At 69.7% G+C, this 24,325-nt stretch carries 24 protein-coding genes and 1 pseudogene; 16 read left to right on the top strand and 9 right to left on the bottom strand.

Going from position 1 to position 24,325, the window contains the following annotated elements; all coding sequences use genetic code 11:
• The 4 genes from B9G49_RS06390 to B9G49_RS06375 all read left to right on the top strand — a co-directional run.
• Nucleotides 1–588, top strand: a 588-nt coding sequence (locus tag B9G49_RS06390) for a GTP-binding protein (protein ID WP_343124398.1), incomplete at its 5' end; no start/stop codon positions are given.
• 83 nt (nt 589–671) lie between these two features.
• Nucleotides 672–1,766 (top strand): histidinol-phosphate transaminase, encoded by a 1,095-nt coding sequence (gene hisC / locus B9G49_RS06385; protein ID WP_086215815.1) that lies wholly within the window; start codon nt 672–674, stop codon nt 1,764–1,766.
• Nucleotides 1,763–2,320, top strand: coding sequence for an adenylate kinase family protein (locus B9G49_RS06380; protein ID WP_086215814.1), 558 nt, complete (start codon nt 1,763–1,765; stop codon nt 2,318–2,320). The genes hisC and B9G49_RS06380 overlap by 4 nt, the downstream gene beginning before the upstream one ends.
• A gap of 26 nt (nt 2,321–2,346) precedes the next feature.
• On the top strand, nt 2,347–2,949 hold the full coding sequence (locus tag B9G49_RS06375) for a CDP-alcohol phosphatidyltransferase family protein (protein ID WP_049929608.1): 603 nt from the start codon (nt 2,347–2,349) through the stop codon (nt 2,947–2,949).
• On the opposite strand, the gene B9G49_RS06370 is transcribed toward B9G49_RS06375, so the two are convergent.
• Nucleotides 2,901–3,419: a hypothetical protein gene (locus B9G49_RS06370; protein WP_233125172.1), complete on the bottom strand. Its 519-nt coding sequence runs from the start codon at nt 3,417–3,419 to the stop codon at nt 2,901–2,903. The genes B9G49_RS06375 and B9G49_RS06370 overlap by 49 nt on opposite strands.
• Nucleotides 3,420–3,490: 71 nt before the next feature.
• Between B9G49_RS06370 and B9G49_RS06365 the strand changes: the two genes are divergently transcribed.
• Nucleotides 3,491–3,727, top strand: a complete 237-nt coding sequence (locus B9G49_RS06365) for a hypothetical protein (protein ID WP_008442562.1) — start codon at nt 3,491–3,493, stop codon at nt 3,725–3,727.
• Nucleotides 3,728–3,799: 72 nt separating this feature from the next.
• Here the strand turns inward: B9G49_RS06365 and B9G49_RS06360 are convergent, their stop codons facing one another.
• The 3 genes from B9G49_RS06360 to B9G49_RS06350 form a co-directional block, all read right to left on the bottom strand.
• Nucleotides 3,800–4,921, bottom strand: coding sequence for a hypothetical protein (locus B9G49_RS06360; RefSeq protein WP_086215813.1), 1,122 nt, complete (start codon nt 4,919–4,921; stop codon nt 3,800–3,802).
• Between the two features lie 154 nt (nt 4,922–5,075).
• Nucleotides 5,076–6,260 (bottom strand): MFS transporter, encoded by a 1,185-nt coding sequence (locus B9G49_RS06355; protein WP_086215812.1) that lies wholly within the window; start codon nt 6,258–6,260, stop codon nt 5,076–5,078.
• An 84-nt stretch (nt 6,261–6,344) separates the two neighbouring features.
• Nucleotides 6,345–7,520, bottom strand: a complete 1,176-nt coding sequence (locus tag B9G49_RS06350) for a Xaa-Pro peptidase family protein (RefSeq protein ID WP_086215811.1) — start codon at nt 7,518–7,520, stop codon at nt 6,345–6,347.
• A gap of 119 nt (nt 7,521–7,639) precedes the next feature.
• Between B9G49_RS06350 and B9G49_RS06345 the strand changes: the two genes are divergently transcribed.
• From B9G49_RS06345 to B9G49_RS06330, 4 genes are all read left to right on the top strand, one after another.
• Nucleotides 7,640–8,296, top strand: coding sequence for a hypothetical protein (locus tag B9G49_RS06345; protein WP_086215810.1), 657 nt, complete (start codon nt 7,640–7,642; stop codon nt 8,294–8,296).
• A gap of 270 nt (nt 8,297–8,566) precedes the next feature.
• Nucleotides 8,567–9,544 carry a transcription initiation factor IIB family protein gene (locus B9G49_RS06340; RefSeq protein ID WP_049929602.1) on the top strand — a complete coding sequence of 326 codons (978 nt, stop codon included), beginning with the start codon at nt 8,567–8,569 and terminating at the stop codon, nt 9,542–9,544.
• A gap of 81 nt (nt 9,545–9,625) precedes the next feature.
• Complete coding sequence (locus B9G49_RS06335; protein ID WP_086215809.1) at nt 9,626–10,099, top strand: NUDIX hydrolase; 474 nt, start codon at nt 9,626–9,628, stop codon at nt 10,097–10,099.
• A gap of 131 nt (nt 10,100–10,230) precedes the next feature.
• The gene (locus B9G49_RS06330; RefSeq protein ID WP_086215808.1) at nt 10,231–12,498 is read left to right on the top strand and encodes a hypothetical protein; all 2,268 of its coding nucleotides are present in this window, start codon (nt 10,231–10,233) and stop codon (nt 12,496–12,498) included.
• A gap of 83 nt (nt 12,499–12,581) precedes the next feature.
• Here the strand turns inward: B9G49_RS06330 and B9G49_RS06325 are convergent, their stop codons facing one another.
• Nucleotides 12,582–12,887: a hypothetical protein gene (locus B9G49_RS06325; RefSeq protein WP_049929599.1), complete on the bottom strand. Its 306-nt coding sequence runs from the start codon at nt 12,885–12,887 to the stop codon at nt 12,582–12,584.
• Between the two features lie 304 nt (nt 12,888–13,191).
• On the opposite strand from B9G49_RS06325, the gene B9G49_RS06320 reads away from it, so the two are divergent.
• Complete coding sequence (locus B9G49_RS06320) at nt 13,192–14,598, top strand: adenylosuccinate synthase (protein WP_086215807.1); 1,407 nt, start codon at nt 13,192–13,194, stop codon at nt 14,596–14,598.
• Nucleotides 14,599–14,629: 31 nt separating this feature from the next.
• Here B9G49_RS06320 and B9G49_RS06315 read toward each other — a convergent pair whose 3' ends face one another.
• Nucleotides 14,630–15,496, bottom strand: coding sequence for an aldo/keto reductase (locus tag B9G49_RS06315; protein WP_049929597.1), 867 nt, complete (start codon nt 15,494–15,496; stop codon nt 14,630–14,632).
• 136 nt (nt 15,497–15,632) lie between these two features.
• On the opposite strand from B9G49_RS06315, the gene B9G49_RS06310 reads away from it, so the two are divergent.
• From B9G49_RS06310 to B9G49_RS06295, 4 genes are all read left to right on the top strand, one after another.
• A complete protein-coding gene (locus B9G49_RS06310; RefSeq protein WP_049929596.1) occupies nt 15,633–16,121 on the top strand; it encodes an Lrp/AsnC family transcriptional regulator in 489 nt (162 codons plus the stop codon).
• A complete protein-coding gene (locus B9G49_RS06305; protein ID WP_086215806.1) occupies nt 16,118–17,257 on the top strand; it encodes a pyridoxal phosphate-dependent aminotransferase in 1,140 nt (379 codons plus the stop codon). Before B9G49_RS06310 ends, B9G49_RS06305 begins: the two co-directional genes overlap by 4 nt.
• 152 nt (nt 17,258–17,409) lie before the next feature.
• Complete coding sequence (locus B9G49_RS06300) at nt 17,410–18,564, top strand: acyl-CoA dehydrogenase family protein (protein WP_086215805.1); 1,155 nt, start codon at nt 17,410–17,412, stop codon at nt 18,562–18,564.
• 68 nt (nt 18,565–18,632) lie between these two features.
• Complete coding sequence (locus B9G49_RS06295; protein WP_086215804.1) at nt 18,633–19,385, top strand: sensor histidine kinase KdpD; 753 nt, start codon at nt 18,633–18,635, stop codon at nt 19,383–19,385.
• A 27-nt stretch (nt 19,386–19,412) separates the two neighbouring features.
• Here B9G49_RS06295 and msrB read toward each other — a convergent pair whose 3' ends face one another.
• On the bottom strand, nt 19,413–19,823 hold the full coding sequence (msrB, locus tag B9G49_RS06290; protein ID WP_049929592.1) for a peptide-methionine (R)-S-oxide reductase MsrB: 411 nt from the start codon (nt 19,821–19,823) through the stop codon (nt 19,413–19,415).
• A gap of 107 nt (nt 19,824–19,930) precedes the next feature.
• Here msrB and B9G49_RS06285 point away from each other — a divergent pair, with 107 nt between their 5' ends.
• Nucleotides 19,931–20,167 carry a CDGSH iron-sulfur domain-containing protein gene (locus tag B9G49_RS06285; protein WP_086215803.1) on the top strand — a complete coding sequence of 79 codons (237 nt, stop codon included), beginning with the start codon at nt 19,931–19,933 and terminating at the stop codon, nt 20,165–20,167.
• A 32-nt stretch (nt 20,168–20,199) separates the two neighbouring features.
• On the opposite strand, the gene B9G49_RS06280 is transcribed toward B9G49_RS06285, so the two are convergent.
• Together B9G49_RS06280 and B9G49_RS06275 are read right to left on the bottom strand one after the other, a co-directional pair.
• A complete protein-coding gene (locus tag B9G49_RS06280) occupies nt 20,200–21,285 on the bottom strand; it encodes a DNA topoisomerase IV subunit A (protein ID WP_049929589.1) in 1,086 nt (361 codons plus the stop codon).
• Nucleotides 21,285–23,747 (bottom strand): DNA topoisomerase VI subunit B, encoded by a 2,463-nt coding sequence (locus B9G49_RS06275; protein WP_086215802.1) that lies wholly within the window; start codon nt 23,745–23,747, stop codon nt 21,285–21,287. The genes B9G49_RS06280 and B9G49_RS06275 overlap by 1 nt, the downstream gene beginning before the upstream one ends.
• 255 nt (nt 23,748–24,002) lie before the next feature.
• On the opposite strand from B9G49_RS06275, the pseudogene B9G49_RS16975 reads away from it, so the two are divergent.
• Nucleotides 24,003–24,325, top strand: a pseudogene (locus B9G49_RS16975) (hypothetical protein); the annotation flags it as partial.

The following is a 24,325-nucleotide window of genomic DNA, read 5'->3' as shown; positions in this document are numbered from 1 at the left end:
CGGCGCACCCTGATTACGGACGCCGTCGGGGTCCTCGGCGGGCTGCCGCACGGGGCGGTGCGCTCGTTCCGCGCCGCCATCGACGCGGTCCGGGCCGCCGACTGCGCGCTGCTCGTCGTGGACGCGAGCGACGACCCCGCGGCCCTCCGTCGGAAGCTCAGCGCGTCGCTGTCGGCGATCGAAGCGACCGACGGCCCGGTCGTCCCCGTCCTGTCGAAGGTCGACGAGGTCGATGCCGACGGGCTCGCGTCCGCCGTCGAGGCGTACGAAACCGTCGTCGCCGAACTCGGCCCGCGGGACGCGCCCGTCGCCGACGCGCTCCGGTCGCCGGTTCCGGTGAGCGTCCGGGACGAGTCGGGGCTCGGCGACCTCGCGGACGCGGTGGCGGACGCGCTGCCGACGGCGACGGCGACCGTCGAGGTCCAGAACGGCGGGGACGCGCAGGCCGCGCTCTCGTGGGCGTACGACCGAGCGGTGGTCGCGGGCGTCGAGTACGGCGGCGAGACGATGGCCGTCGACCTGGCGGGACGGCCCGACGTCGTCGCCGAGGCAGAGCGGCGGCTGCGCGGCGCGGGTTCGCCCCCGTGAGCGCTCCCGACACCGACCCGGGAGCGCCGTGACCGGCGTCCGTCAAGACCACCCTTAAGCCCGACCGCCCCCGACCTCCGGGCATGCGACCACGGGATCTCTCCGATCACTCGCCGTACGTGCCCGGGCGGGGCGTCGAGGAGGTCGCCCGCGAGCGCGGGATCGACCCCGACGACCTCATCAAGCTCTCCTCGAACGAGAACCCGCACGGCCCGAGCCCGGCGGCCGTCGAGGCCATTCGCGACCACGCCGACCGCGTGAACCAGTACCCGAAGTCCTCGCACACGGACCTCACCGCGAAGATCGCCGAGAAGTGGGGCGTCGACGACGAGCAGGTGTGGGTCTCGCCCGGCGCCGACGGCTCGATCGACTACCTCTCTCGGGCCGCGCTGGAGCCGGGCGACGAGGTGTTGGTGCCGAGCCCCGGCTTCGCGTACTACGCGATGTCCTCGCGGTACCACCACGGCGAGGTGACCGAGTACGAGCTCTCGACCGCCGACGGCTTCGCACAGGACGCGGAGACGGTGCTGTCCGCCTACGGGGGCGAGCGCATCGTCTACGTCACCTCGCCGCACAACCCCTCTGGCTCGACGATGCCGCTCGACGAGGTCGAGGCGATCGCCGACGCGACCGCGCCGGAGACGCTGGTCGTCGTCGACGAGGCGTACGGGGAGTTCTCGGACGTCGACAGCGCGATCCCGCTCGCCGACGAGCGCGACGACGTGGCGGTCCTGCGCACCTTCTCGAAGGCGTACGGGCTCGCCGGGCTCCGGATCGGGTACAGCGTCGTCCCCGAGCCGTGGGGCGAGGCGTACGCCCGCGTCAACACGCCGTTCGCGGCCAACGAGCTGGCGTGCCGGGCCGCCCTCGCCGCGCTCGACGACGAGGACCACGTCGAGCAGTCGATCGAGTCCGCCCGCTGGGCCCGCGAGTACATCGCGGACGAGCTTGACGCGCCCACCGTCGACTCCGCGGGGAACTTCGTCCTCGCCGCGGTGGGCGACGGCGAGCGCGTCGCGGAGGCGGCTCAAGAGCGCGGCGTGATCATCCGCGACTGTACCTCGTTCGGGCTCCCCGAGCACGTCCGTATCTCGACGGGGACCCGCGAGGAGACCCGCGAGGCGGTCGAACTGCTCAACGAGACGCTGGCCGACCTCGACCTCGGTGTTCGGGCGTGACGGCGGGGGCCGACGACGCCGACGCCAGCCCTGACCGCGACCGCGCCGACCGCGTCGCCGTCACGGGCACGCCCGGAACCGGGAAGACGACCGCGACGGCGCTGCTCGAAGGGGAGTACGACGTGATCCACCTCAACGACCGGATCAAGTCCGACGACGACCTCTGGACCGAGCGCGACGACGAGCGCGACACGCTCGTCGCCGACCTCGACGCGGTCCGCGAGGACCTCGGCGGCTGGTCCGGGGTCCTCGACTCGCACCTCGCGCACCGGTTCGCTGTCGACCGCGTCGTCGTGTTGCGCTGTCACCCCGAAACGGTCGAGTCCCGACTCGAGGCGCGCGGCGAGACGGCCGAGACGGCGGCCGAGAACGCCGAGAGCGAGGCGCTCGACGTGATCCTCTCGGAGGCGGTGGCCGAACACGGCGCGGAGAACGTCTACGAGGTGGACGCCACCGACCGCAACCCCGAGGCGGTCGCCGGTGCGATCCGGGCAGCGATCGAGGGGGAGTGCGAGCCGAGCGCCGGCACCGTGGACTTCATCGATTATATATGAGCCGGCCGCGAGCGTCGAGACGGTAGATGACCCTCGACCAGTACCGCTCCGTGGCCGACCGGCTGCTCGGCCCGTGGGTGTCCGCGGCCGACAGGCTCGGCCTCTCGCCCGACCAGGTGAGCGTGATCGCCTTCCTCGTCGCGGTCGGGGCCGCCGCGGCCTTCGCCGCCGGGTCGACGCCGCTGTACGCGGCCGGCGCGCTACTCGTCCTCCTCAACGGCTGGCTCGACCTCGTCGACGGCGCCCTCGCGCGCCACCAGGAGATCGCCTCCGACGGCGGGGACTTCCTCGACCACGTCCTCGACCGCTACGCCGACGTGGCTGTCATCGGCGGGCTCACGGCCGGCGTGGAGGCGTACGCGCTGGGCTTCGCCGCCGTCACGGGCGTCCTCCTCACCTCGTACCTCGGCACGCAGATCCAAGCGGTCGGGATCGGCCGCGAGTACGGCGGCCTCCTCGGCCGGGCCGACCGGCTCGCGCTGATGGGCGTCGTGGGCGTCGTCGCCGCGGTCTACTCGGCGCCGATCGTCGCCGGACTGAACGTCGTCGGCCTGCTGCTCGCGCTGTTCGCCGTCGTCGGTCACCTGACCGCGGTCCAGCGGTTCCTCGGCGCGTGGAGCGACCTGTAGCCGCTCGCGGTTCCCTCCCCCGGTCCGGTCCTGCCCAAGAGCGGCGCCTGAGCAGATGTTCGGATCGGCGGCGGCGATGGGTTCTCAGCCGTTCTCGACCCCCGTGAGCGCAGTTCCGACCCCCGCGCGTGGACGTCGTCGACGGCGTCGCGGACGATCGACTCGTCGACGTCGAACGCCCGGGCGGCGTACGCCACCGACAGCCTGACGGCGAGACACGTCATCCGGACCTCCTCGTCGGCTCGGACGACCGAGGGCGGGGTACCCCGTCTGCCGGTCTGTCTCTCGTCGAACCCGCCGGCGATAGCGTACAGATCGGCGTACAGCCGGGCCGCCTGCGGGAGGTCGGACGACGCGATGCGCCCGTCGGAGCCGTCGAAGTGGTACGCGTCGGGGCGGACACGCTCCTCGCGGACGATCCGATGGCCGTCGTCGTACGTTTCGATGATCGTCTCGGCGGAGTCGCTCACTGGAACCAGCCTCTCCGAACGCCTCGCGAAACGAGGGAACAATTTAAAAGCGTCCGGTCGATACGGGAGGTATGCCCACTTTCGAGCTGAACCTCTCGGACGACGTGTACGCGGAGTTTCAGCAGCTGGCCGATGAGGAGTTCGTTTCCGAGGAGCAGGCCGCCGAGGACCTCATCGCGTCCGGCATCGAGGCGTACAACGTGAGCGTCGTCGACGACGATCCCCGCGACGAGATGCTCGACGGCGCCGAGAACAACATGTTCGACACCGCCGAAGACCCCGGAAGCATCGAAGACGACCGGCTGTAAGAGTCGTCTCGACGCCTGACCCGGCTTCTTCCTAGAAACGCACCACGCCGACAGCGAGCGGCGTCCGGCGGACTACGGCCGCCGCGTGTGAGTCAGAAGCGGGAACTCCGTGCGAACGGTGAGCCGAAGGTCCCCGGCCAGCGGTCGCGCCTCGGCGGGCGCTTCGCTCTCGTCGATCAGGAGGCCGCCGCTCTCGGAGAGTCCGACGAACAGCACGTCGCCGACCGAGAGCCGCTCCGAAAGCCTGCTGCTGGCGCTCCCCCGTTCGTCTCGCAGACGAATACGTGCGTCTCGGGACACGTCGTCGCCGCCCGTCATCTCCACCCGGAACGCGGTGCCGTCGTCGGTGAACGCGACGTCGAACCGGACGCCCTGCTCTCGCGCCGCGTCCGCCCAGTCGGGCTCGTCCACGCTCGTGTCGCCGACCGCGGTTATCGCGGCCGTGACGTCGAACGCGATCGCTTCGCCGCCCTGGAGCTCCGTCTGATCGTACTCCAGCTGGCTCACGAATCCGGACTCGCTGACCGTTATCGACGCGTCGAACTCCCGCATCTCCCCGAAGCTGAGTCGCTCCGAGTAGCCGACCGACTCGTAGACGACCCCCAAGCCGCCCGCGGTCTCGACCAGTTCCGTCGCCGCTCCCCACTCCACCTCGGAGATGTACCGCCTGAACTCGCTCAGCCCGGTCACCTCGTCCGTCGGCGGTGCGCGCTCGTCCACCCTGTAGGCCTGCTCGAACCCGGACTCCATCCTGACGTACGCCACGTCCTCGTCGGCCGGCGACCAGACACGCTCGGTCTCCCCGTTCTCCGTTACCTCACGCGAGACGGCGTTGTCGTCGAACCTGCTCGTCTGCGTCTGGGAGAACTCGTTGTCGTCGAACACGTCGGTGCGCTCCCCCTCGTGCGTCAACGACCCCGCCTCGACCAGGGTCGATTCGTGCGTGCCGAACAGCGTCGCTCCGTCGACACCGTCCTGACGTGCCCCGTCCGGGTAGTCGAAATCGTCCAGTGTCGGCGCCGCGTCTTCGGTGCTTTCCGTCTGATTCTCCGAGCCGTTGTCGTCCCCGTCGTCCCCGTCGGACGCTTCCTCGGACCCGTTCGGCGGCGCCGACTCGTCGGGGGTCGAACCGCTACAGCCCGCAAGTGGAAGAGAGACGGCCGCCGCGCTGGTGAGAACGTATCGCCTGTTCATATGTGGTCTACGGTACCCTCCAGACACGTACGTAAATACGTGCTGACTTGTTTTGTATGTTATATTCTAGCTGGCGTTCAAATCGGGGTTCAGTCGACCGAATCTGTGTGTAGTAACTCTACAACAGGCATGTAACTGACATACCTGCGGCGAGTCAATACCCCAAGCCAAACAGCCGGTTCGCCGACAGCGTGGCCAGCCCGAGCGCCATCACGCAGGCGAGCAGCCCGAACGCGACCGGCCACCCCGCGGCGTCGGAGACGGCGCCGACGACGACGCTGCCGGAGGCCCCCGTGACCATGTACGCCGTCCGGACCAGCCCGAACCCGGCGCCGCGCTCGGCGTCGGAGAGGAGGTCCATGAACCGCGACTGTACCGGCGCGCCCCACGACATCGCGAGGCCGACGAGGCCGACGCCCGCGACCGTGACCGGCAGCCCCAGGTCGAGCGTCGCAGTCGCGACGAGGGCCCCGTACCCGACGACGCCGGCGCTCATGGTCACCATCGCGGTGGCGTCGCGGCCGATCCGGTCGGATATCGACCCGGTGACCGGCTGTGTTCCCCCGTGGACGAGGAAGTACGCCGAGAACAAAAGCGCCGACAGCGCGCTCGATAAGCCGGTCCCGACCTCGAGGAACGTCGGCAGGAAGGATGCGGTCGCCTGCCACGTGAACGCGCCCATCGTCGCCAGCGCCGTCGTGTAGAGGATCTCGGGCCGCGAGAGCAGCTCGGCGAGCGGACCGAACGCGAACCGCTCGCCCATCGGCTGGTCGGGGCGGAGCGGTTCGGTCGGCCGGACCCGCCACGCGAACAGCGCGAACACGGGGACCGCGACGGCAGCGCCGAGGAGGACCCCGGCGCGCCACCCGTACCGCGATCCGACGAGCGCGGCCGCCGGCGGCGCGGCGAGTCCCGCGAGCGGTCCCCCGGCCACGTGGACGCCGATGGCGCGGCCGGTGTCGTCGAACTGCCGCGTGAGGAACGTCGTCGCGACCGAGTAGTGGAGCCCCGCCCCGACGCCGAGAACGGCCGCGAACAGTCCGAACGCGAGCATCGAAGGCGAGGCGGCGAGGAGCACCGACGCGATCGCGGTGGCCCCCACCGCGGTGAGGATGACGCGGCGCTCGCCGTAGCGATCGCCGAGGACGCCGGAGGGGAACTGCGCCAGCGCGTAGGTGAGCCACATGCCGCTGAGCGCGAGCCCGACGGTGCCGTTGGTGACGCCGAACTGCGTCGTGATCTCCGGGACCAGCGGGCTGACGACCAGCCGCGCCACCATGGTGCCGGTGAACGCGAGCGTACAGAGCGCGAGCGCCGTCTGTTCGTACCGCCAGTTCACAGTCGCCGTACCGGACACGGGTCAAAGCGGCTTCCGATCGCGGTCAGACGAACCGGAGCCTCTCCGGCCGGACCGCCCGAGAGCTCACTCGGCCGCGAACCGGATCGGGTAGTCGGTGAGGTTCTCGTAGCCGTCCTCGGTGACGACGACGAGGTCCTCGATCCGGACGCCGCCCACGTCGGGGTCGTAGAGGCCGGGCTCGACGGTGATCACGTGGCCCGGCTCCAGCTCTCCGCCGCCGCTCGCGAGCCGCGGCGACTCGTGGACGTCGAGACCGATGCCGTGCCCCGTCGAGTGGATGAACCCGGTCTCCGTCTCCGGGTCGGTGCGGAAGGTCGGCTCGCCGGCCTCCTCGTACACCTCGCAGGCGGCGGCGTGGACGTCTTCCCCGGTCGCGCCCGGCTCGACCGCGTCGAGCGCGGCGTCGAGGGCGCGCTCGGTGAGTTCGTACCACTCGCGGAGGGTCTCGTTCGGCTCGCCGACGCAGAACGTCCGCGTCATGTCGGCGTTGTACTTCGTCGCCTTCGACCGGGGGAAGATGTCGACGATGATCGCCTCGTCCGCGCGGAGCGGGCCCGAGCCACGGTCGTGGGGGTCCGCGGCCTGCGCGCCGCCGGCGACGATCGTCTCGTCGAGCGCGCAGCCGTGCCGGAGGAGGGTGACCTCGATCTCCTCGGTCACCCGCTCGCTGGTGAGCGGCTCGCCGTCGCGGAGCAGGACGCCCGTCTCCGCGTCGTCGCTCTCGGTCGCCACGTCCGCGCCGGCAATCAGGTCCTCGGCGGCGCGCATCGCCGCCTCGTTCGCCGCCTGGGCCTCGCGGATCGCCTCGATCTCGTCGTCGGTCTTGACCGCCCGGACTTCCCGGAGCCGGTCGTCGGTGTCGACGGTCACCGCCACGCCGCGCTCCCGGAGGGCGTCGGCGGTACCGACCGGGCCGCGGGGCGGCATCGAGACGGACTCGACGCCCTTGTCGCGGACGAACGCGGCGTACATGTCGTTTCGCGCCTCGCGCCCGCCGTACTCGTAGTCGTAGTCGGCGTGGCGCTCGACGCCGTCGGCCGTCGCCTCCTTCTTCGCCCGCCCGTACTCCAGGCCGCCGACGAGGACGTGGACCGCTCCGTCGACGTACAGCGTGAGGAACGGGTCGGGCCCGGTGAACCCGGAGAGGTACAGCTGGTTGGCGTCCTCCTGCGAGGCGTCGATCAGGTAGCCGTCCGTCTCGAGGTCGGCGAGGCGGTCGTCGAGCCGCGGTCGGTTCATACGTGCCCCTGTTCGGGGAGGGGCAAAGCGGTTGTCCTCTCGGAACCGGCGAGACGGTGAGGGGCCTCGACGACCCGCGACAAAGCATATGCCCGCCAAGCCGGAACGACCGGGGCGTGATGTCGACGGACCGACGAACTACCCTCCTCTCGCTCGTACACCTCCCGTCCGGCTGGCTGCCGGTCGCCGTCGCCTGCGGGAGCGCTGCGGCGCTGCTCGGACTGGCGCTCACCTGGATCGGGCTCGCGGTCGCCGGCGTCTCGCCGGGGGAGTCCGAGGTCGCCCGGTGGATGGTCGGCGGCCCGATATCCGCGGTCGAGGGGTCGATCTGGTTCCTCCTCGACGCCCACTGGGTCCGGGTCCGGACGGGACCCAGGCTGTCGAACCACGTCATCTTCGGGCATCCGCTGATACAGGCCGACGCCGCGCTGTGGCCGCTCCGCGCGGTCCCGCTGACCTTCGCTCTCGGCGCTGCGGCCGCCGTCCGATACCTCGGTATCGACGACCTGCTCGCCGGCGCCGTGACCGGCATGGGCGCGACCCTCGGATACCTCCCGACGATGCTCGCGCTGCGGGCGGTCTCTCGGGTGCCGTTGACGCGTCACGCGACCGACGGGACGGTGCCGATCTCCGACGCGGACGGGATACCTGTGACGGAGGCGGCCGGCGTCACCGCCGGTCCGGACTTCGCCGCGACAGTGCTACTGGTGACCGGACTGGGCGTCGTCGTCGGCCATCTCGTCGGTGCGAGCGCGACCTTCGCGACCGGGGACTGACGGCCGGATCGGTCGCCGCGAACGCCGTCCCGTCACCACGAAACGCCTATATACTATATCCCGGGGAGAGTCCGTCTGTTTCGCTCGTGACGTGGTTTCGCAGGAGGCATCTCGAATACCGAATCTTACAGGGTTGTACACTCCGTTTTCGGGCGTGTCTCAGAGGTACCAACCACACAAACATTTAAGTATTTGACTCACTTACCCGAAGGTGAGGAAAACACCGAGATCCGTCTCTCGGTTTCGTTGTTCCCTCCACGTACCAAACCAATGAGCGAGAACCTTCGAACGTACACGACAGAGACGGCCGACGACGAGCGCGAAACCGAGTCGGAGAGCCAAGAGGAGGAACTGCGGTGTCCCGAGTGCGGCGGTCAGCTAGCGACGGACACGGAACACGGCGAGACCGTCTGCGTCGACTGCGGACTGGTCGTCGAAGAGGACGAGATCGACCGCGGGCCGGAGTGGCGCGCGTTCGACTCCAAGGAGAAGGACAACAAGTCCCGCGTCGGTGCCCCGACGACGAACATGATGCACGACAAGGGGCTCTCGACGAACATCGGCTGGCAGGACAAGGACGCTTACGGTAAGTCGCTGTCCAGCCGCCAGCGCGAGAAGATGCAGCGGCTGCGGACGTGGAACGAGCGGTTCCGCACCCGCGACTCCAAGGAGCGCAACCTCAAGCAGGCGCTCGGCGAGATCGACCGCATGGCCAGCGCCCTCGGCCTCCCCGACAACGTCCGCGAGACTGCGAGCGTCATCTACCGCCGCGCGCTCGACGAGGACCTGCTTCCCGGCCGGTCCATCGAGGGCGTCTCGACGGCCTCGCTGTACGCCGCAGCCCGGCAGGCCGGGACGCCGCGGAGCCTCGACGAGATCGCGGGCGTCTCCCGCGTCGAGAAGGACGAGATCGCCCGGACGTACCGCTACGTCGTCCGCGAGCTGAAGCTGGAGATCCAGCCCGCCGACCCCGAGAGCTACGTCCCGCGGTTCGCCTCCGACCTCGGCCTCTCCGACGAGGCCGAGCGCCGCGCCCGCAGCCTGCTCGACACGGCGAAGGAGCAAGGGATCCACTCCGGCAAGTCGCCGGTCGGGCTCGCCGCCGCCGCCGTCTACGCCGCCTCGCTGCTGGTCAACGAGAAGGTGACCCAGAGCGAGGTCAGCGAGGTCGCGAACATCAGCGAGGTCACCATCCGGAACCGGTACCACGAGCTCCTCGAGGCCGAGGACTCCGTCGCGCTGAACTGAGCCGCTTTTCTGCCCGCCGCCGCGTCGGTCGCCCTCCGTCCGGGTCGAAACCGCGAAGGCGACGCGTCGCCACCCGCACGTATGGAGACGACCCGCCACTTCACGGCGACGACGTACATCGTCAACGACGGCGCGACGGCGCTTCACGACCACGAGCGGCTCGGCATCCGGCTGCCGCCCGGCGGCCACGTCGACCGCGACGAGCTCCCGCACGAGGCCGCTCGCCGCGAGGTCCGCGAGGAGACGGGGCTGACGCCGGAGCTGGTCGCCGCCGAGTCGCAGATCACGGGCCCGAACACCCGCGGGCTCCCGGAGCCGGCCCACCTCATGCTCCACGACATCAACGTCCACGAGGACGGGTCGGTGGGCCACCAGCACGTCGATCACCTCTACTACGCCCGCGTCGACTCCCGAGAGATCGCTCCCGACGGCGACGACGAGGTCGACCCGGACCAGTGGCGCTGGTACACCCGGTCTGAACTCGCGGCGAGCGACCTCCCGGAGGACGTCGTCGACCTCGGTCGGGAGGCGATCGCCGCCGTCGACGAGGGGTGAGCGGGACGGGCCGTCGAGAGCGCTCTCGGGGCCGCCGCCGTCCGCCGGTCGGAGCGGCGGAGCGGGGCGTCAGACGGCCGTCTCACGCTCCGGAAGGTATTTGAGTCGGTGTTGGCGACGTAAACGCAAGGATGGACGCACAGCGAAGGGAAGCGATCGCCGAGTGGGACGAGCGCTCGTTTTCCGACGGGCTCGCGGGGCTCGGGCGGATCGTCGACGACGGGTTCTCCGGCGCCGCGACCGACGGGGTCGGGTGGGTGTTCCTCGTCGACGGGCGCGTCGTCGGCGTGGTCGACGCGACGCTCGACGCCTTCGCGGACGCCTCGGGGACCGTCTACCGGGCCCCCGACGACGCGCTCCCGGTGCTCTTCGCGATGCAGGAGCTCGGCGGCGAGCCGCGGGCGAAGTACTACACCAATGACACGCCGCTCAAGGAGGCGGACCGGAAGCTCTCGCAGGGCGGATTCACCGGCTACATCGAGCTGTCGGAGAACGTCCTCTCCGGCGACTACTACGTCGCGTACACCGGCGGCGAGTCGATGGCCGCCGCGTACGTCGGCAACGCGCGCCGGCTGGAGACGGGGGACGACGCCTTCGAACTCGCCGCGGACGAGGTCGGCATCTACACCGTGTACGAGGTCGATCTCGACGTCCGCCCGCTCCCGGACGACGCGGGGACGGCGGACGCTACGGACGACGGGACGACCGACGAGACGGAAGACGCGGGGAGCGACCCCGACTCGAGGGGCGACGACGGGAGGGACACGCCGGGCGGAGCCGATGAAGCTTCCCCCGCGGACGCCGTTGATCCCGCGCCGAACACCGGGCGGGACGACGGCTCGGCGGCCCGGCCCCGAGACGACCCGACGACCGCCGCTCGCGACTCAGATTCGGACGGGCCCGACGCGGCCGAAGCGGGCGGTGAAGCGACGACGGGGGAGGGCGAAGAGTCGCCCGACGCGGTACAGATAGGAGCCGCCGACGCCGCGGAGATGGACGCCACGGAGACGGACGTCGAGGCGGCGGGGGTGACGGACCGCGAGCGCCGGCCACCGACCGAAGCGACCGGAGACGGTGCTTCGCGGGACACCCGGGGAACGCCGGACGCGGGAGACGCATCGAACGCCGAGGGCGCGTCGGGCACCGGGAACGCGTCGAGCGACGAGGACGTCTTCTCGGAGGAGGCCGAGTGGCGGGAGCAGAAGTCCATCCCGGCGCTCGACCCGTCGGAGGCTGGCGACGAACCCCGCGGGGCCGACAAGCGTCCCGACCCGCCGTCGCAGCGTTCTCGTTCGGCGGCCGACCCCGGGCGGGCCGAGCGGAGCGGATCGAACGCGAACGGCGGGTCGCCGTCGCCGCGCTCCACCGAGCGGTCCGCGTCGACGCCGTCGGCGGTCTCGAAGCGCGACGCCCGCGACGCGACGGGCGACGCGAGCCCGGAGCGGCTTCGGAAGCTCGAGGCGGCCCTCGAGGAGACGGAGACGAAGCGCCAGTCGCTGGCCGACGAACGCGACCGGCTAGCGGCCGAGCGCGACGAGATCGCGACCGAACGCGACGAGTTGGTCGACGAGGTCGAGCGGCTCGAGTCCGAGGTCGGCGACCTCCGGGAGGAGCGCGACCGGCTCCGCCGCGAGCTCTCCGAGGCGAAGGACCGGCTCCCGGACGCCGAGCGGACGCTCACCCCCGCGAAGGCGCGCAGCGGAACGAACCTGTTCATCAGGTACGAATCGAAGGAGGGCGCGACGCTGGCGGACGCCCACGACGGGAGCGTCGACCGCGAGGCCCTCCGCGAGAACCTCCGGGTCGAACACCACACCAGCTTCGAGACGGAGGGCCTCGCCGTCGACGGGCGGCCGTTCGAGGAGTTCCTCGGGGACACCATCGAGTACGGCTTCACCCGCTGGCTCGTCGAGGACCTCCCGTTCGAGGTCCGCGGTACCGGGAACGAGGGGACGCTTCGGGACCTCTACGACGCGCTCCCGGACATCGACCGCGCCGAGATCGGCGGGACGGTGTCGGTCGAACTCCGCGAGGGCGGCGAGGAGGTCCGCGAGCAGCGGTCGTTCGACCTCGTGTTGCGCGATCGCATGGGACACCCGCTGTTCGTCGCCGACCTGAACGACAGCCGGGACCCGACGCCCGAGGGGACGCTGGAGTCGCTCGTCGAGAACGGGCGCGACATCGCCGCCTCCAACGAGACGTTCGCCGGGGCGTTCGCGGTGACTGAGAGCTTCTTCGAGCCCGGGGCCTTAGAGACCGCGAGCGATGCGGTCGGCGGCGGCCTGTTCAGCCGGTCCAAGCGGGCGAGCTTCGTGAAGCTCTCGCGCAAGCAGGGGTTCCACCTGTGCCTCGTCGAGGCGCGCGACGGCGGGTTCCACATGACGGTCCCGGACCTGTAGTCGGTCCGACCGCCGCGGCTCGCGAGCGCGGGCTGAGAGAGAAAACGCGGCACCTACGTCGGCGGGCCAAATCGGAATCGCAGTCAGTTCTGGAGTTCCGCGGCGTCGTCGATCCGCATCGACCCCAGCTTATCAACGGTCTCGTCGAGCTTCTCGTCGAGTTCGTCGACGAACTCGTGGGTCCGCTCCGTGGTGATCGCTCCCTGGCTAGACGGCTCGATGAGGTTCTCCTCTTCGAGGACGCGCAGCGAGTATCGGACCTTGTGGTGCGGGTACCCAGTCTCGTTCGACATCTTCACGATGCCGATCGGCTCGTTCTCGATGACCATCCGCAGGACTTGGAGGTGACGTTCCAGCATGTCTACCTCTTTCTCTAGTCGATCTATCATGGCACATGTTAACTTGTCATGCCCCCGTTTAAAAGTTGCTGTCGGCGACCGCGGTCACCCTGTCAGATCGCATCCTTTGACGTGGCAGTAATTAACGTGTTCGATTGCGGCGCAGCGCGCGGCTCGGACGCGGCGCGCCCGATCGCGACGGAGACCGCGAGAGTGAGTACAGGTCCGGAAACTGCGAAGATACACGAACGAGCCTATTTCCTGTGAGCCGTTTATTCAGTGATCCTCATTCGTGGTTATGTCGCAGTCACAGACCGTAATCGGTTTTACCCCCCGCCGGGAACCGGCAGGTCGTATGACACTCACCATCGTCGGCTCCCAACTCGGCGACGAGGGCAAAGGCGCGCTCGTCGACCGGTGGGGAGGGGACGCGGACGTCGTAGTCCGTTATCAGGGCGGCGACAACGCCGGCCACACCGTCGTCGAAGGCGGCGCGGAGTACAAACTCTCGTTGGTTCCCAGCGGCGCGGTCCGGGGGACCGTCGGTATCCTCGGCAACGGCTGCGTCGTCAACCCGAAGACGCTGTTCGCCGAGATCGACAACCTGCGCGAGCAGGGGCTCGACCCCGACGTGCGCGTCGCCCGCCGGGCGCACGTGATCATGCCGTACCACCGCGTGCTGGACGGGATCGAGGAGGAGGTAAAAGCCGACGACGACGCCGGCGACGCGGTCGGCACGACCGGTCGCGGTATCGGCCCCACCTACGAGGATAAGGCCGGCCGCCGCGGGATCCGGGTCGCGGACCTGCTCGACCCCGAGACCCTTCGCGAGAAGCTCGAGTACGCGGTCCCGCAGAAGCGCGCGCTCGTCGAGGACGTGTACGGGCTCGACCTCGACAGCGAGGCGCAACGCGCCTCTGGCAACCGGACGCAGTCCGGCGACGACGACAGCGATGACGACCGCGCGGCCGCCTTCGACGTCGACGCCCTCCACGAGGAGTTCGCCGCGATCGGCGAGCGCCTCGCCGACGAGGGGATGACCGTCAACTGTTCCGACTACCTTCACCGCCGTCACGAGGCGGGCGACGAGATCCTCTTCGAGGGCGCGCAGGGGACGCACATCGACGTCGACCACGGGAACTACCCGTTCGTCACCTCGTCGAACCCGACCGCGGGCGGCGCGGCCGTCGGCTCCGGGCTCGGCGTCACGACGGTCGGCGACGGCGAGGTCGTGGGCATCGTGAAGGCGTACCTCTCGCGCGTCGGCGAGGGGCCGCTCCCGACCGAACTCGACGGCGACGCCGACGAGGAGGCGCTCGCCGACGAGATCCGCGAGAAGGGCGGCGAGTTCGGCACGGTCACCGGCCGCCCACGCCGGATCGGCTGGCTCGACCTGCCGATGCTCCGTCACGCCGCGCGCGTCTCCGGGTTCACCGGGGTCGCGGTCAACCACGTCGACGTGCTCGCCGGGCTCGACGAGCTGAAGGTGTGTACCGGCTACGAGCTCGACGGAGAGACGCTCGACACCGTCCCCACCACGACCGACCGGTGGGAGCGCTGCGAGCCGGTATACGAGACGCTCGACACGTGGGCGCCGTTCGACTCCTCGGCGGTCGCCGAGGCGGGCTACGACGCGCTCCCCGAGGCGGCCCGCGACTACCTGGAGTTCGTCGCCGACGAGATCGACACGCCGGTCTACGCCGTCGGCGTCGGCCCCGACCGCGAGGAGACGGTCGAACTGACGAACCCGTTCGACGAATAGGAACTCGCCCGTCTACCGTCGGATTTCGGGCCTATTCCCGCGGATCTATCGCGTTCAGCGCGGCCATGTCTTCCGCCGTCAGCGACAGGTCCGCGGCCGCGAGGTTGGATTCGAGGTGGTCGACGCTCGACGTGCCCGGGATCGGGAGCGTCACGTCGGAGTGGTCGAGGAGCCACGCGAGCGCGACCTGCCGCGGCGTGGCGTCGCGTCGCGCCGCGACCTCGTCGAGCGCGTCGGCGGACTCGTCGTCGTCGACCGCGTACATCGGGCCCCACGGGATGAAGCCCACGCCGCGGCCCTCGCAAGCGCGCAGCACGGCCTCGTCGTCGCGGTGGCCGACGTTGTACCGGTTCTGGACGGTCGCGATGTCGACGATGTCCGTCGCGGTCTCCAGCTGCTCGACGGTGACGTTGGAGAGCCCGACGTGCGCGATCTGGCCGGCGTCTTTCATCTCCGCGAACGCGTGGACCGACTCCGCGAAGTCGGTGTCCGGGTCCGGGCGGTGGAACTGGTAGAGGTCGATCGTGTCGGTGCCGAGGCGGTCGAGGCTACACAGGACCTGGTTCTTGAGGAAGTCCGGGTCGCCGTGGGGGAGCCAGTCGCCCTCGCGGTTGCGGAGCAGCCCGGCCTTCGAGGCGATCACCACGTCGTCGGGATCGCCGATCGCCTCGCGGATGAGCCGCTCGGAGACGCCCGGGCCGTAGGAGTCCGCGGTGTCGACGAAGTCGACGCCGAGGTCCACTGCCCGCCGGAGCACGTCCCTCGCGTCTTCCTCGTCGGCGGGCCGGCCGATGACGTCCTCGCCGGTGACCCGCATCGCGCCGAAACCGAGTCGGTCGACCGTGAACGCCCCGCCGATGTCGAACGTGTCGCGTCCGCCGCTGGTGTCGGAAGCCATGGTCCGTCCGTCTCGCGCCACGCTGAAAGCGGTAGGGGTGGCGGAAGGGGACGCGACGAACGGGCGCGGCGCGGCGCGCCGCCGCCCGTCTTGCGCCCGTCGCTACTCATAAACCGCCCCCGAGTAATCGTAGGGTATGGACGCCGAGCGCGAGGTACTCGACGTGTTGGCGCGGAACGCCCGCGAGGACATCGACGACATCGCGGCCCAGACGGGCCTCGACGCGGCGGCGGTAGCTGACGCGATCGACGCGCTGGAGGGCGACGGCGTCGTCCACGGCTACCAAGCCGTGGTCGACTGGGACCGCGTCGAGGAGGGGAAGATCCGCGCCGTCGTCGAGATCAACGTGGAACTCGACCGCGAGACGGGGTACGAGCAGGTCGCGGACCGGATCGCGAAGTTCCCCGCCGTCGACGCCTTACACCTGGTCTCGGGCGACTACGACTTCGCCGTCGAGGTGCTCGGCGAGAACATGCAGGACGTCTCCGAGTTCATCTCCGAGCAGGTCGCGCCGATGCCGGCGGTCACCCAGACCGTGACCCACTACATCATGGAGACGTACAAGGACGGCGGGATCCGGTTCGAGGACGGGGACGACGACGACCGCCTCTCCGTGTCGCCATGAGGATCTCGGACCGCGCGCGCACCCTCCCGGAGTCGGGGATCCGGAAGTTCTTCGAACTCGCTGAGGCGCGCGACGACGTGATCTCGCTGGGGGTCGGCGAGCCCGACTTCTCGGCGCCGTGGGCCGCCCGCACCGCCGCGATCGACTCGCTCGAACGCGGGAAAACGTCCTACACCGCGAACCGCGGGATGGCCGCGCTCCGCGAGCGTGTCGCCGCGCACCACGAGCGCTACGACCAGTCGTACGACCCGTCCGAAGAGGTCCTGGTCACCACCGGCGCGAGCGAGGCGGTCGACCTCGCCTTCCGCGCGCTCGTCGACCCCGGCGACACCGTGGCGGTCCACGAGCCGACGTACATCTCCTACGGACCGGGGATCGAACTGGCAGGCGGCGAGCGGCTGACGGTCCCCACGCGCGCCGCGGACGATTTCGCGCTCACCCGGGAGTCGCTGGAGGCCGCGGGCGCGGCCGACGCTGACCTGCTCGTGCTGTGTTACCCGAACAATCCCACGGGCGCGACGATGACCGACGAGCAACTCGCGGAGGTCGCGGCGTTCTGCCGCGACAACGAGCTCCGCGTGGTGGCCGACGAGATATACGCCGCGCTCACGTACGGGGACGACCACGCCTCGATCGCGACCCAGCCGGGGATGCGCGAACGCACGGTCGTCGTCAACGGCTTCTCGAAGGCGTACGCGATGACCGGACTGCGGCTGGGGTACGCGCTGGGGCCGACCGACGCGATCGACGCGATGAACCGGATCCACCAGTACACGATGCTGTCGGCGCCGACGACGCCGCAGTACGCGGCGATCGAGGCGCTCGACCGCTGCGACGACGAAGTGTCGGAGATGGTCGAGGAGTACAACCGCCGCCGGCGGCTGGTCGTCTCCCGGTTCAACGAGCTGGGCCTCGACACCTTCGAGCCGGGCGGCGCCTTCTACGCGTTCCCCGAGTGCGGCGGGGACGACGAGGCGTTCGCCGAGGAGCTGCTGGAGGCGCAGGGCGTCGCCGTCGTCCCGGGGTCGGTCTTCGGCGAGGGCGGAGAAGGGCACCTCCGGGTGTCGTACGCGACCTCGATGCGCGAGCTGAAGGAGGCGACCGACCGGATCGCGGCATTCGTCGAGGAACGCTGAGGCCGCGGTCGCGGCGCGGTCCCCGTCGCGATACGGCCGTCGCGGGGCGCCTGACGCGCTGGTGGCATACTCGCGGCGCGTAAACGAACAACTACTTCCAAATTCATTGCCGTTCGCCAAAGACTATCACGCTCGATCCTGATGTTCGAGCCATGGAGTTCCAGCTAACCGACGAACAGAAGCAGCTGCGCGAGGAGGTACGGAAGTTCGCCGACGAGGAGATCCGACCGGTCGCGACCGAGTACGACGTCGACGAGGCGTACCCCCACGAGGTGATGGACAAGGCCGCCGACATGGGGCTGCTCGCGCCGCACGTCCCGGTCGAGTACGGCGGGATCGGCTACTCCTCGCTGGAGAACGCCATCCTCACCGAGGAGCTGTTCGCGGCCGACCCCGGGATCGGGCTCTGTATCTCGAGCGCCGGGTTCGGCGCCGAGGCGCTGATGGAGTTCGGCACCGAGGAACAGAAGGAGCGTGTCCTCCCCGAAGTGACCGCGGGCGACGCGGTGATGGGGTCGGCCATCTCCGAGCCGCAGGCCGGCTCGGACGTGACGAGCGTGGCGACGCGGGCGGAGAAGGACGGTGACGAGTGGGTCATAAACGGGTCGAAGATGTGGATCACGAACGGCACCGTCGCGGACTACTTCGTCGTCGTCTGCGAGACGGACCCCGATATCGACGACCGCTACTCGGGCTACTCGCAGATCCTCGTCGAGGGCGACCGCGACGGGCTCACCCGCGACAAGATAACCGGGAAGCTCGGCATCCGCGCGAGCGACACCGCGGAGCTCCGCTTCGACGACGTGCGGGTGCCCGAGGAGAACCTGATCGGCCAGCGCGGGATGGGATTCCTCCAGCTCATGCAGTTCTTCGACGAGACGCGGACCGCGGTCGCCGCGCAGGGCGTCGGCATCGCCCGCGGCGCGGCCGAGCGCGCGCTGGAGTACGCCGAGGAGCGCGAGCAGTTCGGCCGCTCCATCTCCGACTTCCAGGCGATCAAACACAAGCTCGCGGAGATGCACACGAACACCGAGGCCGCCCGCTGGCTCACCTACCGCTCCGCGTGGGCGGTCGACAACGAGGCCGGCGACCTGACCGCGCTCGCGTCGATGGCCAAGGAGTTCGCCTCCCGGACCGCGGTCGAGGTCGCCGACGAGGCGGTCCAGATCCACGGCGGCGCCGGCTTCGTCAACGACCACGACGTCGAGCGGCTCTACCGCGACGCGAAGATCACGCAGATCTACGAGGGGACGACCGAGATCCAGAAGAACATCGTCGCCCGCGAACTGCTCGACGACGGGATGTGAGGGCGGCGACGGACCGCCGGTCGCCCGCGACCGACATCTAAAACCCCCGGTAGGCCTATATCGTCGGTATGAACGAGGAGGAGGCCCTCGGAGAGGGTAACGACGCGCGCTTCGAGGGCGACGACAGGGCGGACCCGGAAGAGCGCCTCAAGCGACAGCGCGACGATCTACAGCTGCTGAACCAGGTGATGCGCCACGACATCCGCAACGACCTCCAGCTCGTCGGGGCGTACGCCGAACTGCTCGACGACCACGTCGACGAGGAGGGGCGGGAGTACCTCGACGTGATCAAGCGGAACACGCAGAGCGCCGTCTCGCTCACCACGACGGTCCGCGACCTCGCCGAAGTGATGCTCCGCGAGGACGCCGAGCCGAGCCGCGTCGCGCTCGACCGGGTCCTCTCACAGCAGGTCGAGGAGGTGCGGTCCGCGTACTCAGAGGCCGTCTTCACGGTGGAGGGCTCGTACCCGGAGGTCGAGGTCGTCGGCGACGAGATGTTGAGCTCGGTGTTCCGGAACCTCCTGCGGAACGCGGTCCAGCACAACGACGAGACCCCGCCGAAGGTGACGGTGTCGGCGACCGTCGACGAGGGCGAGGGCGTCGCCGAGGTCCGCGTCGCCGACAACGGGCCGGGGATCCCCGAAGGCCAGCGCGACGAGATATTCGGGAAGGGGGAGAAGGGCCTCGACAGCCCGGGCGCGGGGATCGGGCTGTACCTCGTCCGCTCGCTCGTCGAGATTTACGGCGGGGGCGTGTGGGTCGAGGACAACGAGCCGAGGGGCGCTGTCTTCGTCGTCAGGCTTCCGCTCTGCCCGGAGTGACCCCGCGACGCGCCGTGTCGCGGCGGCTCACTCGTCGTCGTACTCCATCGCGACCGAGTTGATGCAGAACCGCTTCCCCGTGGGCTCCGGGCCGTCGTCGAACACGTGCCCGAGGTGCGAGTCGCAGTTCGCGCACCGGACCTCGGTGCGGCGCATCCCGTGGCTGGTGTCCACCGTCGTCGTCACCGACTCCTCCTCGGCGGCGTAGAAGGCGGGCCAGCCGCAGCCGGACTCGTACTTCGTCTCGGCCTCGAACAGGACCGTGCCGCAGGCGCGACACTTGTACTCCCCGTCGTCGGGGTGGTGGTCGACGTACTCGCCGGAGAACTTCGCCTCCGTGCCGCTCTCGCGCAGCACGCGGTACTCCTCGTCGGAGAGTCGCTCGCGCCACTCGTCGTCGGTCAGCTCCGCCGGGTCGCGCTCGTCTGTCTCGCTCATACCCCCGATACGCGCCCCACGGGCAAGGGGGTTGCGACGGGCGAGCCGCGGAGAAGTTGCGGCCCGCGGCCCCAAACGGTATCCACCCGGCGGTCCGATTCGCGCCCATGGCACGCGAAGTCACGCACGAAGAGCGGGGGCCGACGATACTGGACGACGACGACAAGGGGGACGACGGCCTGATCTACGTCTGTCGGTGCGGGCTCTCCGACTCGCAACCGCTCTGTGACGGCTCGCATAGGACCACGGCCGACGAGGAAGACGGCGTCGTGTACAAGTACGAGGACGACGACGCCGACGGCGAGCGCCGCGAGGTCGACGAGATCGCGTTCGAAGATGCGTAGCGGCGGGCCGCCGAGCGCGACGGCGCCGGCGGTCAGATCACGCCCATCTCCCCGAGCCGCTCGGGGAGGTAGGTGTCGGTGACGAAGTCGAGCCCGCGGCTCGCGAGGGACTGCTGTTCGGACTTCTTGCCGATGTCGAGCTGGAGCTCGATCTGCTCTTCCCAGTAGTCCGTCTGGAACCGCGGGTCCTCCAGCTCGGATTCGAGGGCGTTGATGTCCGAGTCGGATAGCGGGTCGGAGGGGAGGTCATACTCGACGATGTCCTCGGGCTGGATCCCGATGAACCGCGCCTCGGGCGTCGCGAGGTACTTCGAGAGATGTGCGGACTTGATCGAGCCGTACGCGACGGAGCCGTAGATCCGGTAGGACCACGGGTCGCCGTCGGTGAACACCACGACCGGGAGGTCCAGCTCGTCGCGGAAGCGCTTCGTGAGCCGGCGGGTGGCGCGGGCGGGCTGGCCGCCGAGGTGGACCACGAGGGCGTCGTGGGCCTCGTCGAACCCGTTCTCGACCAACCGGTCACGCATCCCGCCGGTCTCGACGCAGAGGACGAACTCGGCGTCGTTGTCGAGGAACTCGATGGTGTCCGGGTTGTTCGGGATCTGGTAGCCGCCCTGCCCCACGTCGAGCTGACAGTGGATCTCGCGTTCACCGCGGTTGGTCTGCTCGCGGAGGAGCAGCGGCCCCATCACCTTCGCGCCCGACTCCTCCGGGCGCATGTGGAAGTCCTCGCGGGTGACGCCCGTGACGATCTCTAAGTCCTCCACGAGGTCGTTCGACTCGTCCTGGGAGTTGAACTGCGCCTCGTCGTTGTCCCACGACTCCGACAGGTAGTACAGCTCACGCAGCGTCGACGAGCGATCGTCGTCGAGCTGGTTCGCGAGGAACTCGATCGTGTAGGCGGCTTTCAGCAGCTTGCGCGCGCCCCGCACCGAGTTCGCGCTTCGCGTCGAGGTGCGGTCGCCGTAGGTCCAGACGCCGCTCTCCTCGTCGTACTCGATGTTGCTCTTCGTCCGCGTGGGGAGCGTCATCTCCGGAATCGACCCCGCCGCGAACTGGTCGTAGAAGTCGGCGGCCAGGTCGATCAGCTCGTCTCGTGCGTCGCTTTCGGTCGTCATTAGTCGTTCACCGTGAGTTTCTCGGTCTCCACGCCGCCGACGCTGACCTCGAACTCGGGGTCGCCGTCGACCGCGTACGTCAGTTCTCGCTCGTCGCCCGAGGGGACCTCGGGCTTCCACTGGACGAACCACTCGCCGTCCATATCCACCACCGTTCCGTCGGAGAGGTCGGTCGGCTCCGCCGAGACGATGTCGGTGATCTCCAGCTCCTCGTTCACGTCCGAGTGGTTCTCGACGGTGAGCGTCACCGCCTCGCCGTTCACCTCGCGCTCGACGCTGACGTTGTTCATGATCCGCGCCAGGGCCCCGTCGATGTCGGGGCGCGGCCGGCCGGTGACCTCCGAGACCTTGTCGGCCATCTCCGGGAGGATGCGACCGAGCACGTCCTGTTTCTCCCGGCGCTGCTGCATCGAGCGCCGCTTACTGAGGAACGACTTCAGTTCGCGGGCGGCCTCCCGGACCGCGAGCTCGATCTCGTCTTCGATCTCGGGGACGTTCGCGAGCGCGTCCTTCGACTCGCTCGTGAACGGGACGTTCGTGGAGGCGACGTGGATGCTGATGACGGCCGGCCCGTTCGGCATCCCCGACCCCCCGGGCTGGTCTAACCCGTAGTTGCGCCATCCGATCTGTTTTATCACGTCCGTCGTCGCGCAGGCGCCCCGCTGGTAGACGAGCGGGACGCGGTTGGCGAACCGGAGCAGCTCGACCGACCCCTCGGCGGGAATCTCGCCGCCGTACGCGATCCCGGCCTCGACGATGAACGGGTCGCCGCCGTGGACCTCGGCGTCGCGGGTCGCCGCCGCGTAGAAGTCGGCGTCGTACTCCTTCCGTAGCCCGGCCTCGACCAGCTCCGCCGTGATCGGCGCGAGACACCCGGTCGGCGGCGCGAGGATGTCCGTCGTCCGCATCGCCTCTAGGAGGTCGGCCGCGGCGTCGCGGTCGCCCGCGATCGACTTCACCTTCGGCGGGTCGTCTGGCACGGTCCGCGCCCGCGACCAGAACGCCTCGACGACGTTCTCGCGCGCGGTCTCGCCGAAGGTCGCGTCGTGCTGCTCGGCGACGAACGACGCCGCGTCCGCGACGAGGCGTTCGAGGTCGTCGCGGGTGGTCCGGAACGCGTCGCCGTCGAGGTTCTCGAACCGGCGCGCGAGCGCCTCGGCCATCGCCTGAACCGCGGCGTCGTCCTTCCGCGTCGACGTGGCCTCGTCGACCAGCGCGTACACGTCGGGGACGAGCGGGGACTCCTCGGGGTCGTCGGCCCCGCCGTCGCCGCTCGACGCCGCGGCCTCCTCGTCCGCGCCGCCGCGGCCGGTGACCGCCCGCCACCCGGCGTCGACCGCGTTCTCGCGGACGGTCCCGCCGAACGTCTTTCCGGTGTCGTCCTCGACCGTCTCCGCGACGTTGTCGACGATGTCGGCGAGCTCGGACCGGGTGATCCGGTCGTTGTTCCCGACCGTCTCGGCGACGCCCGCTGCGAAGGCGGTCGTCGCTTCCGCGCCCTTGTTGGCGACGGCCTCGGAGACCGCGCTCGCGATATCGCGGTCGTCGTGCGCTCGGGGCGGCGACCACGACAGCTCGCGGCCGTAGTACACGTCCCGGAAGTTGTCGATCACGCTGTCGGCGGTCTTCTTGCCGACCCGTGTGAACTCCTCTTGGAGGAACCCGGAGACCGAGTACGACTCGGTCGCCTCCAGCATCTTGATCAGCGTGCCGAGCTCGACGCCGTGGGGATGCGGACGGATCTCCTCCGTCTCCGCCGGCAGCTCGTCGGTGGCGCGCTCGAACTTCATCGGCTCGTCGAGCCCCGGCTCGCGCAGTTCGAGCCGTGCGTGGGGGTTGACGACCGCGGTGTGTTTCACGTAGTCGTGGAGCTGCTGGCGGGCGCGCATGTTCGCCTCCATCTCCAGCTCGATCCGGGTTCCGTGGGGGCGGTCCCACGTCGTCTCCTCGTCGGCCTGGATCTCCGGCTCGTTCGTGTCCGTATCGATGATGAGCTCGAAGTACTGCGCCCGCGATTGGCCCTTCGGCCGCGAAGTGATCTTCGCCGGCTGGCCCGAGGTCAGCTGCGAGTACAGGACAGCCGCCGAGATCCCGATCCCCTGCTGCCCGCGGGACTGCTCGCGGGCGTGGAACCGGCTACCGTACAGGAGCTTTCCGAACACCTTCGGAAGCTGTTCTTTCGTGATCCCAGGCCCGTTGTCCTCGATGACGAGCCGGTAGTAGTCGCCCACCTCCTCGATCTCGATGTAGATGTCGGGGAGGACGCCGGCCTCCTCGGTCGCGTCGAGGGCGTTGTCGACCGCCTCCTTGACAGCGGTGACGAGCCCCCGGGCGCCCGAGTCGAACCCGAGCATGTGTTTGTTCTTCTCGAAGAACTCGGCGATGGAGATCTCGCGCTGGCCCTCGGCCAGCTCCTCCGCGATCCCCTCCTCGTCGCCGATCGTCGACTGGAAGGACGTCATTCGGTACTCACTCCTTTCCCCGAGGCACCTAAAAACGCACCGGCGGCGCGGTGAAAGTGTATCCCCGCGGAAGAAGCCGTCTCCGACGGATGCGTGTGCCGCTCTCACGTGACAGTTCTCGGGACGCGTCTGAACTCGCTATCCCGTCGTACCGTCGGCCGGCCGGTCGTTACATTGAAATAATTTAAATTTATTTATCAATGTGGCACGGTGATGTGTCACAGACCAGCATTCGTGCCGGGAGGGAGCACTGAAATGACAGACGACGCGAGTGGCGAGGCGAACCGAGCGCGAACCACGACCCGACCGCCGGAGCCGGACCGACGGGCGGTACTCCGAGGCGCGGCCGCGACCGGCGCCGCCCTCGTCTGGGGCACGTCGACCGCCGTCGGCGAACCGAGAAGTGGGAACGGCGCCGGCGTCCGCGCTGCGGGCGGGTTCCCACCGAAGGGGATCACGACCTACGGCCGGAGCGTCGACCTCGGAAACGGCCCGGTCAGGACGTTCCCCACCGAGACCCCGGCAGGCGAGCCCGAGTCCCACGGCGCGGGCGTCGACCGGCCCGTCCCGGGCGGCCC

The organism is Halorubrum sp. SD683 (assembly GCF_002135045.1).
Classification (GTDB): domain Archaea; phylum Halobacteriota; class Halobacteria; order Halobacteriales; family Haloferacaceae; genus Halorubrum; species Halorubrum ezzemoulense.
Note: the sequence above shows the minus strand (reverse complement) of the source record. Positions and strands in the feature narration are given on the sequence as shown.

Bases quoted from the DNA above. Each gene is read 5' to 3' on its own strand.
- hisC (WP_086215815.1), top strand. From the start codon at position 672: ATGCGACCACGGGATCTCTCCGATCACTCGCCGTACGTGCCCGGGCGG.
- B9G49_RS06350 (WP_086215811.1), bottom strand. From the start codon at position 7,520: ATGAACCGACCGCGGCTCGACGACCGCCTCGCCGACCTCGAGACGGAC.
- B9G49_RS06305 (WP_086215806.1), top strand. From the start codon at position 16,118: ATGAGGATCTCGGACCGCGCGCGCACCCTCCCGGAGTCGGGGATCCGG.
- B9G49_RS06315 (WP_049929597.1), bottom strand. From the start codon at position 15,496: ATGGCTTCCGACACCAGCGGCGGACGCGACACGTTCGACATCGGCGGG.
- B9G49_RS06295 (WP_086215804.1), top strand. From the start codon at position 18,633: ATGAACGAGGAGGAGGCCCTCGGAGAGGGTAACGACGCGCGCTTCGAG.
- B9G49_RS06285 (WP_086215803.1), top strand. From the start codon at position 19,931: ATGGCACGCGAAGTCACGCACGAAGAGCGGGGGCCGACGATACTGGAC.
- B9G49_RS06320 (WP_086215807.1), top strand. From the start codon at position 13,192: ATGACACTCACCATCGTCGGCTCCCAACTCGGCGACGAGGGCAAAGGC.
- B9G49_RS06340 (WP_049929602.1), top strand. From the start codon at position 8,567: ATGAGCGAGAACCTTCGAACGTACACGACAGAGACGGCCGACGACGAG.
- B9G49_RS06275 (WP_086215802.1), bottom strand. From the start codon at position 23,747: ATGACGTCCTTCCAGTCGACGATCGGCGACGAGGAGGGGATCGCGGAG.
- B9G49_RS06325 (WP_049929599.1), bottom strand. From the start codon at position 12,887: ATGATAGATCGACTAGAGAAAGAGGTAGACATGCTGGAACGTCACCTC.
- B9G49_RS06365 (WP_008442562.1), top strand. From the start codon at position 3,491: ATGCCCACTTTCGAGCTGAACCTCTCGGACGACGTGTACGCGGAGTTT.
- B9G49_RS06345 (WP_086215810.1), top strand. From the start codon at position 7,640: ATGTCGACGGACCGACGAACTACCCTCCTCTCGCTCGTACACCTCCCG.
- B9G49_RS06300 (WP_086215805.1), top strand. From the start codon at position 17,410: ATGGAGTTCCAGCTAACCGACGAACAGAAGCAGCTGCGCGAGGAGGTA.
- msrB (WP_049929592.1), bottom strand. From the start codon at position 19,823: ATGAGCGAGACAGACGAGCGCGACCCGGCGGAGCTGACCGACGACGAG.
- B9G49_RS06310 (WP_049929596.1), top strand. From the start codon at position 15,633: ATGGACGCCGAGCGCGAGGTACTCGACGTGTTGGCGCGGAACGCCCGC.
- B9G49_RS06335 (WP_086215809.1), top strand. From the start codon at position 9,626: ATGGAGACGACCCGCCACTTCACGGCGACGACGTACATCGTCAACGAC.
- B9G49_RS06360 (WP_086215813.1), bottom strand. From the start codon at position 4,921: ATGAACAGGCGATACGTTCTCACCAGCGCGGCGGCCGTCTCTCTTCCA.
- B9G49_RS06280 (WP_049929589.1), bottom strand. From the start codon at position 21,285: ATGACGACCGAAAGCGACGCACGAGACGAGCTGATCGACCTGGCCGCC.
- B9G49_RS06375 (WP_049929608.1), top strand. From the start codon at position 2,347: ATGACCCTCGACCAGTACCGCTCCGTGGCCGACCGGCTGCTCGGCCCG.
- B9G49_RS06330 (WP_086215808.1), top strand. From the start codon at position 10,231: ATGGACGCACAGCGAAGGGAAGCGATCGCCGAGTGGGACGAGCGCTCG.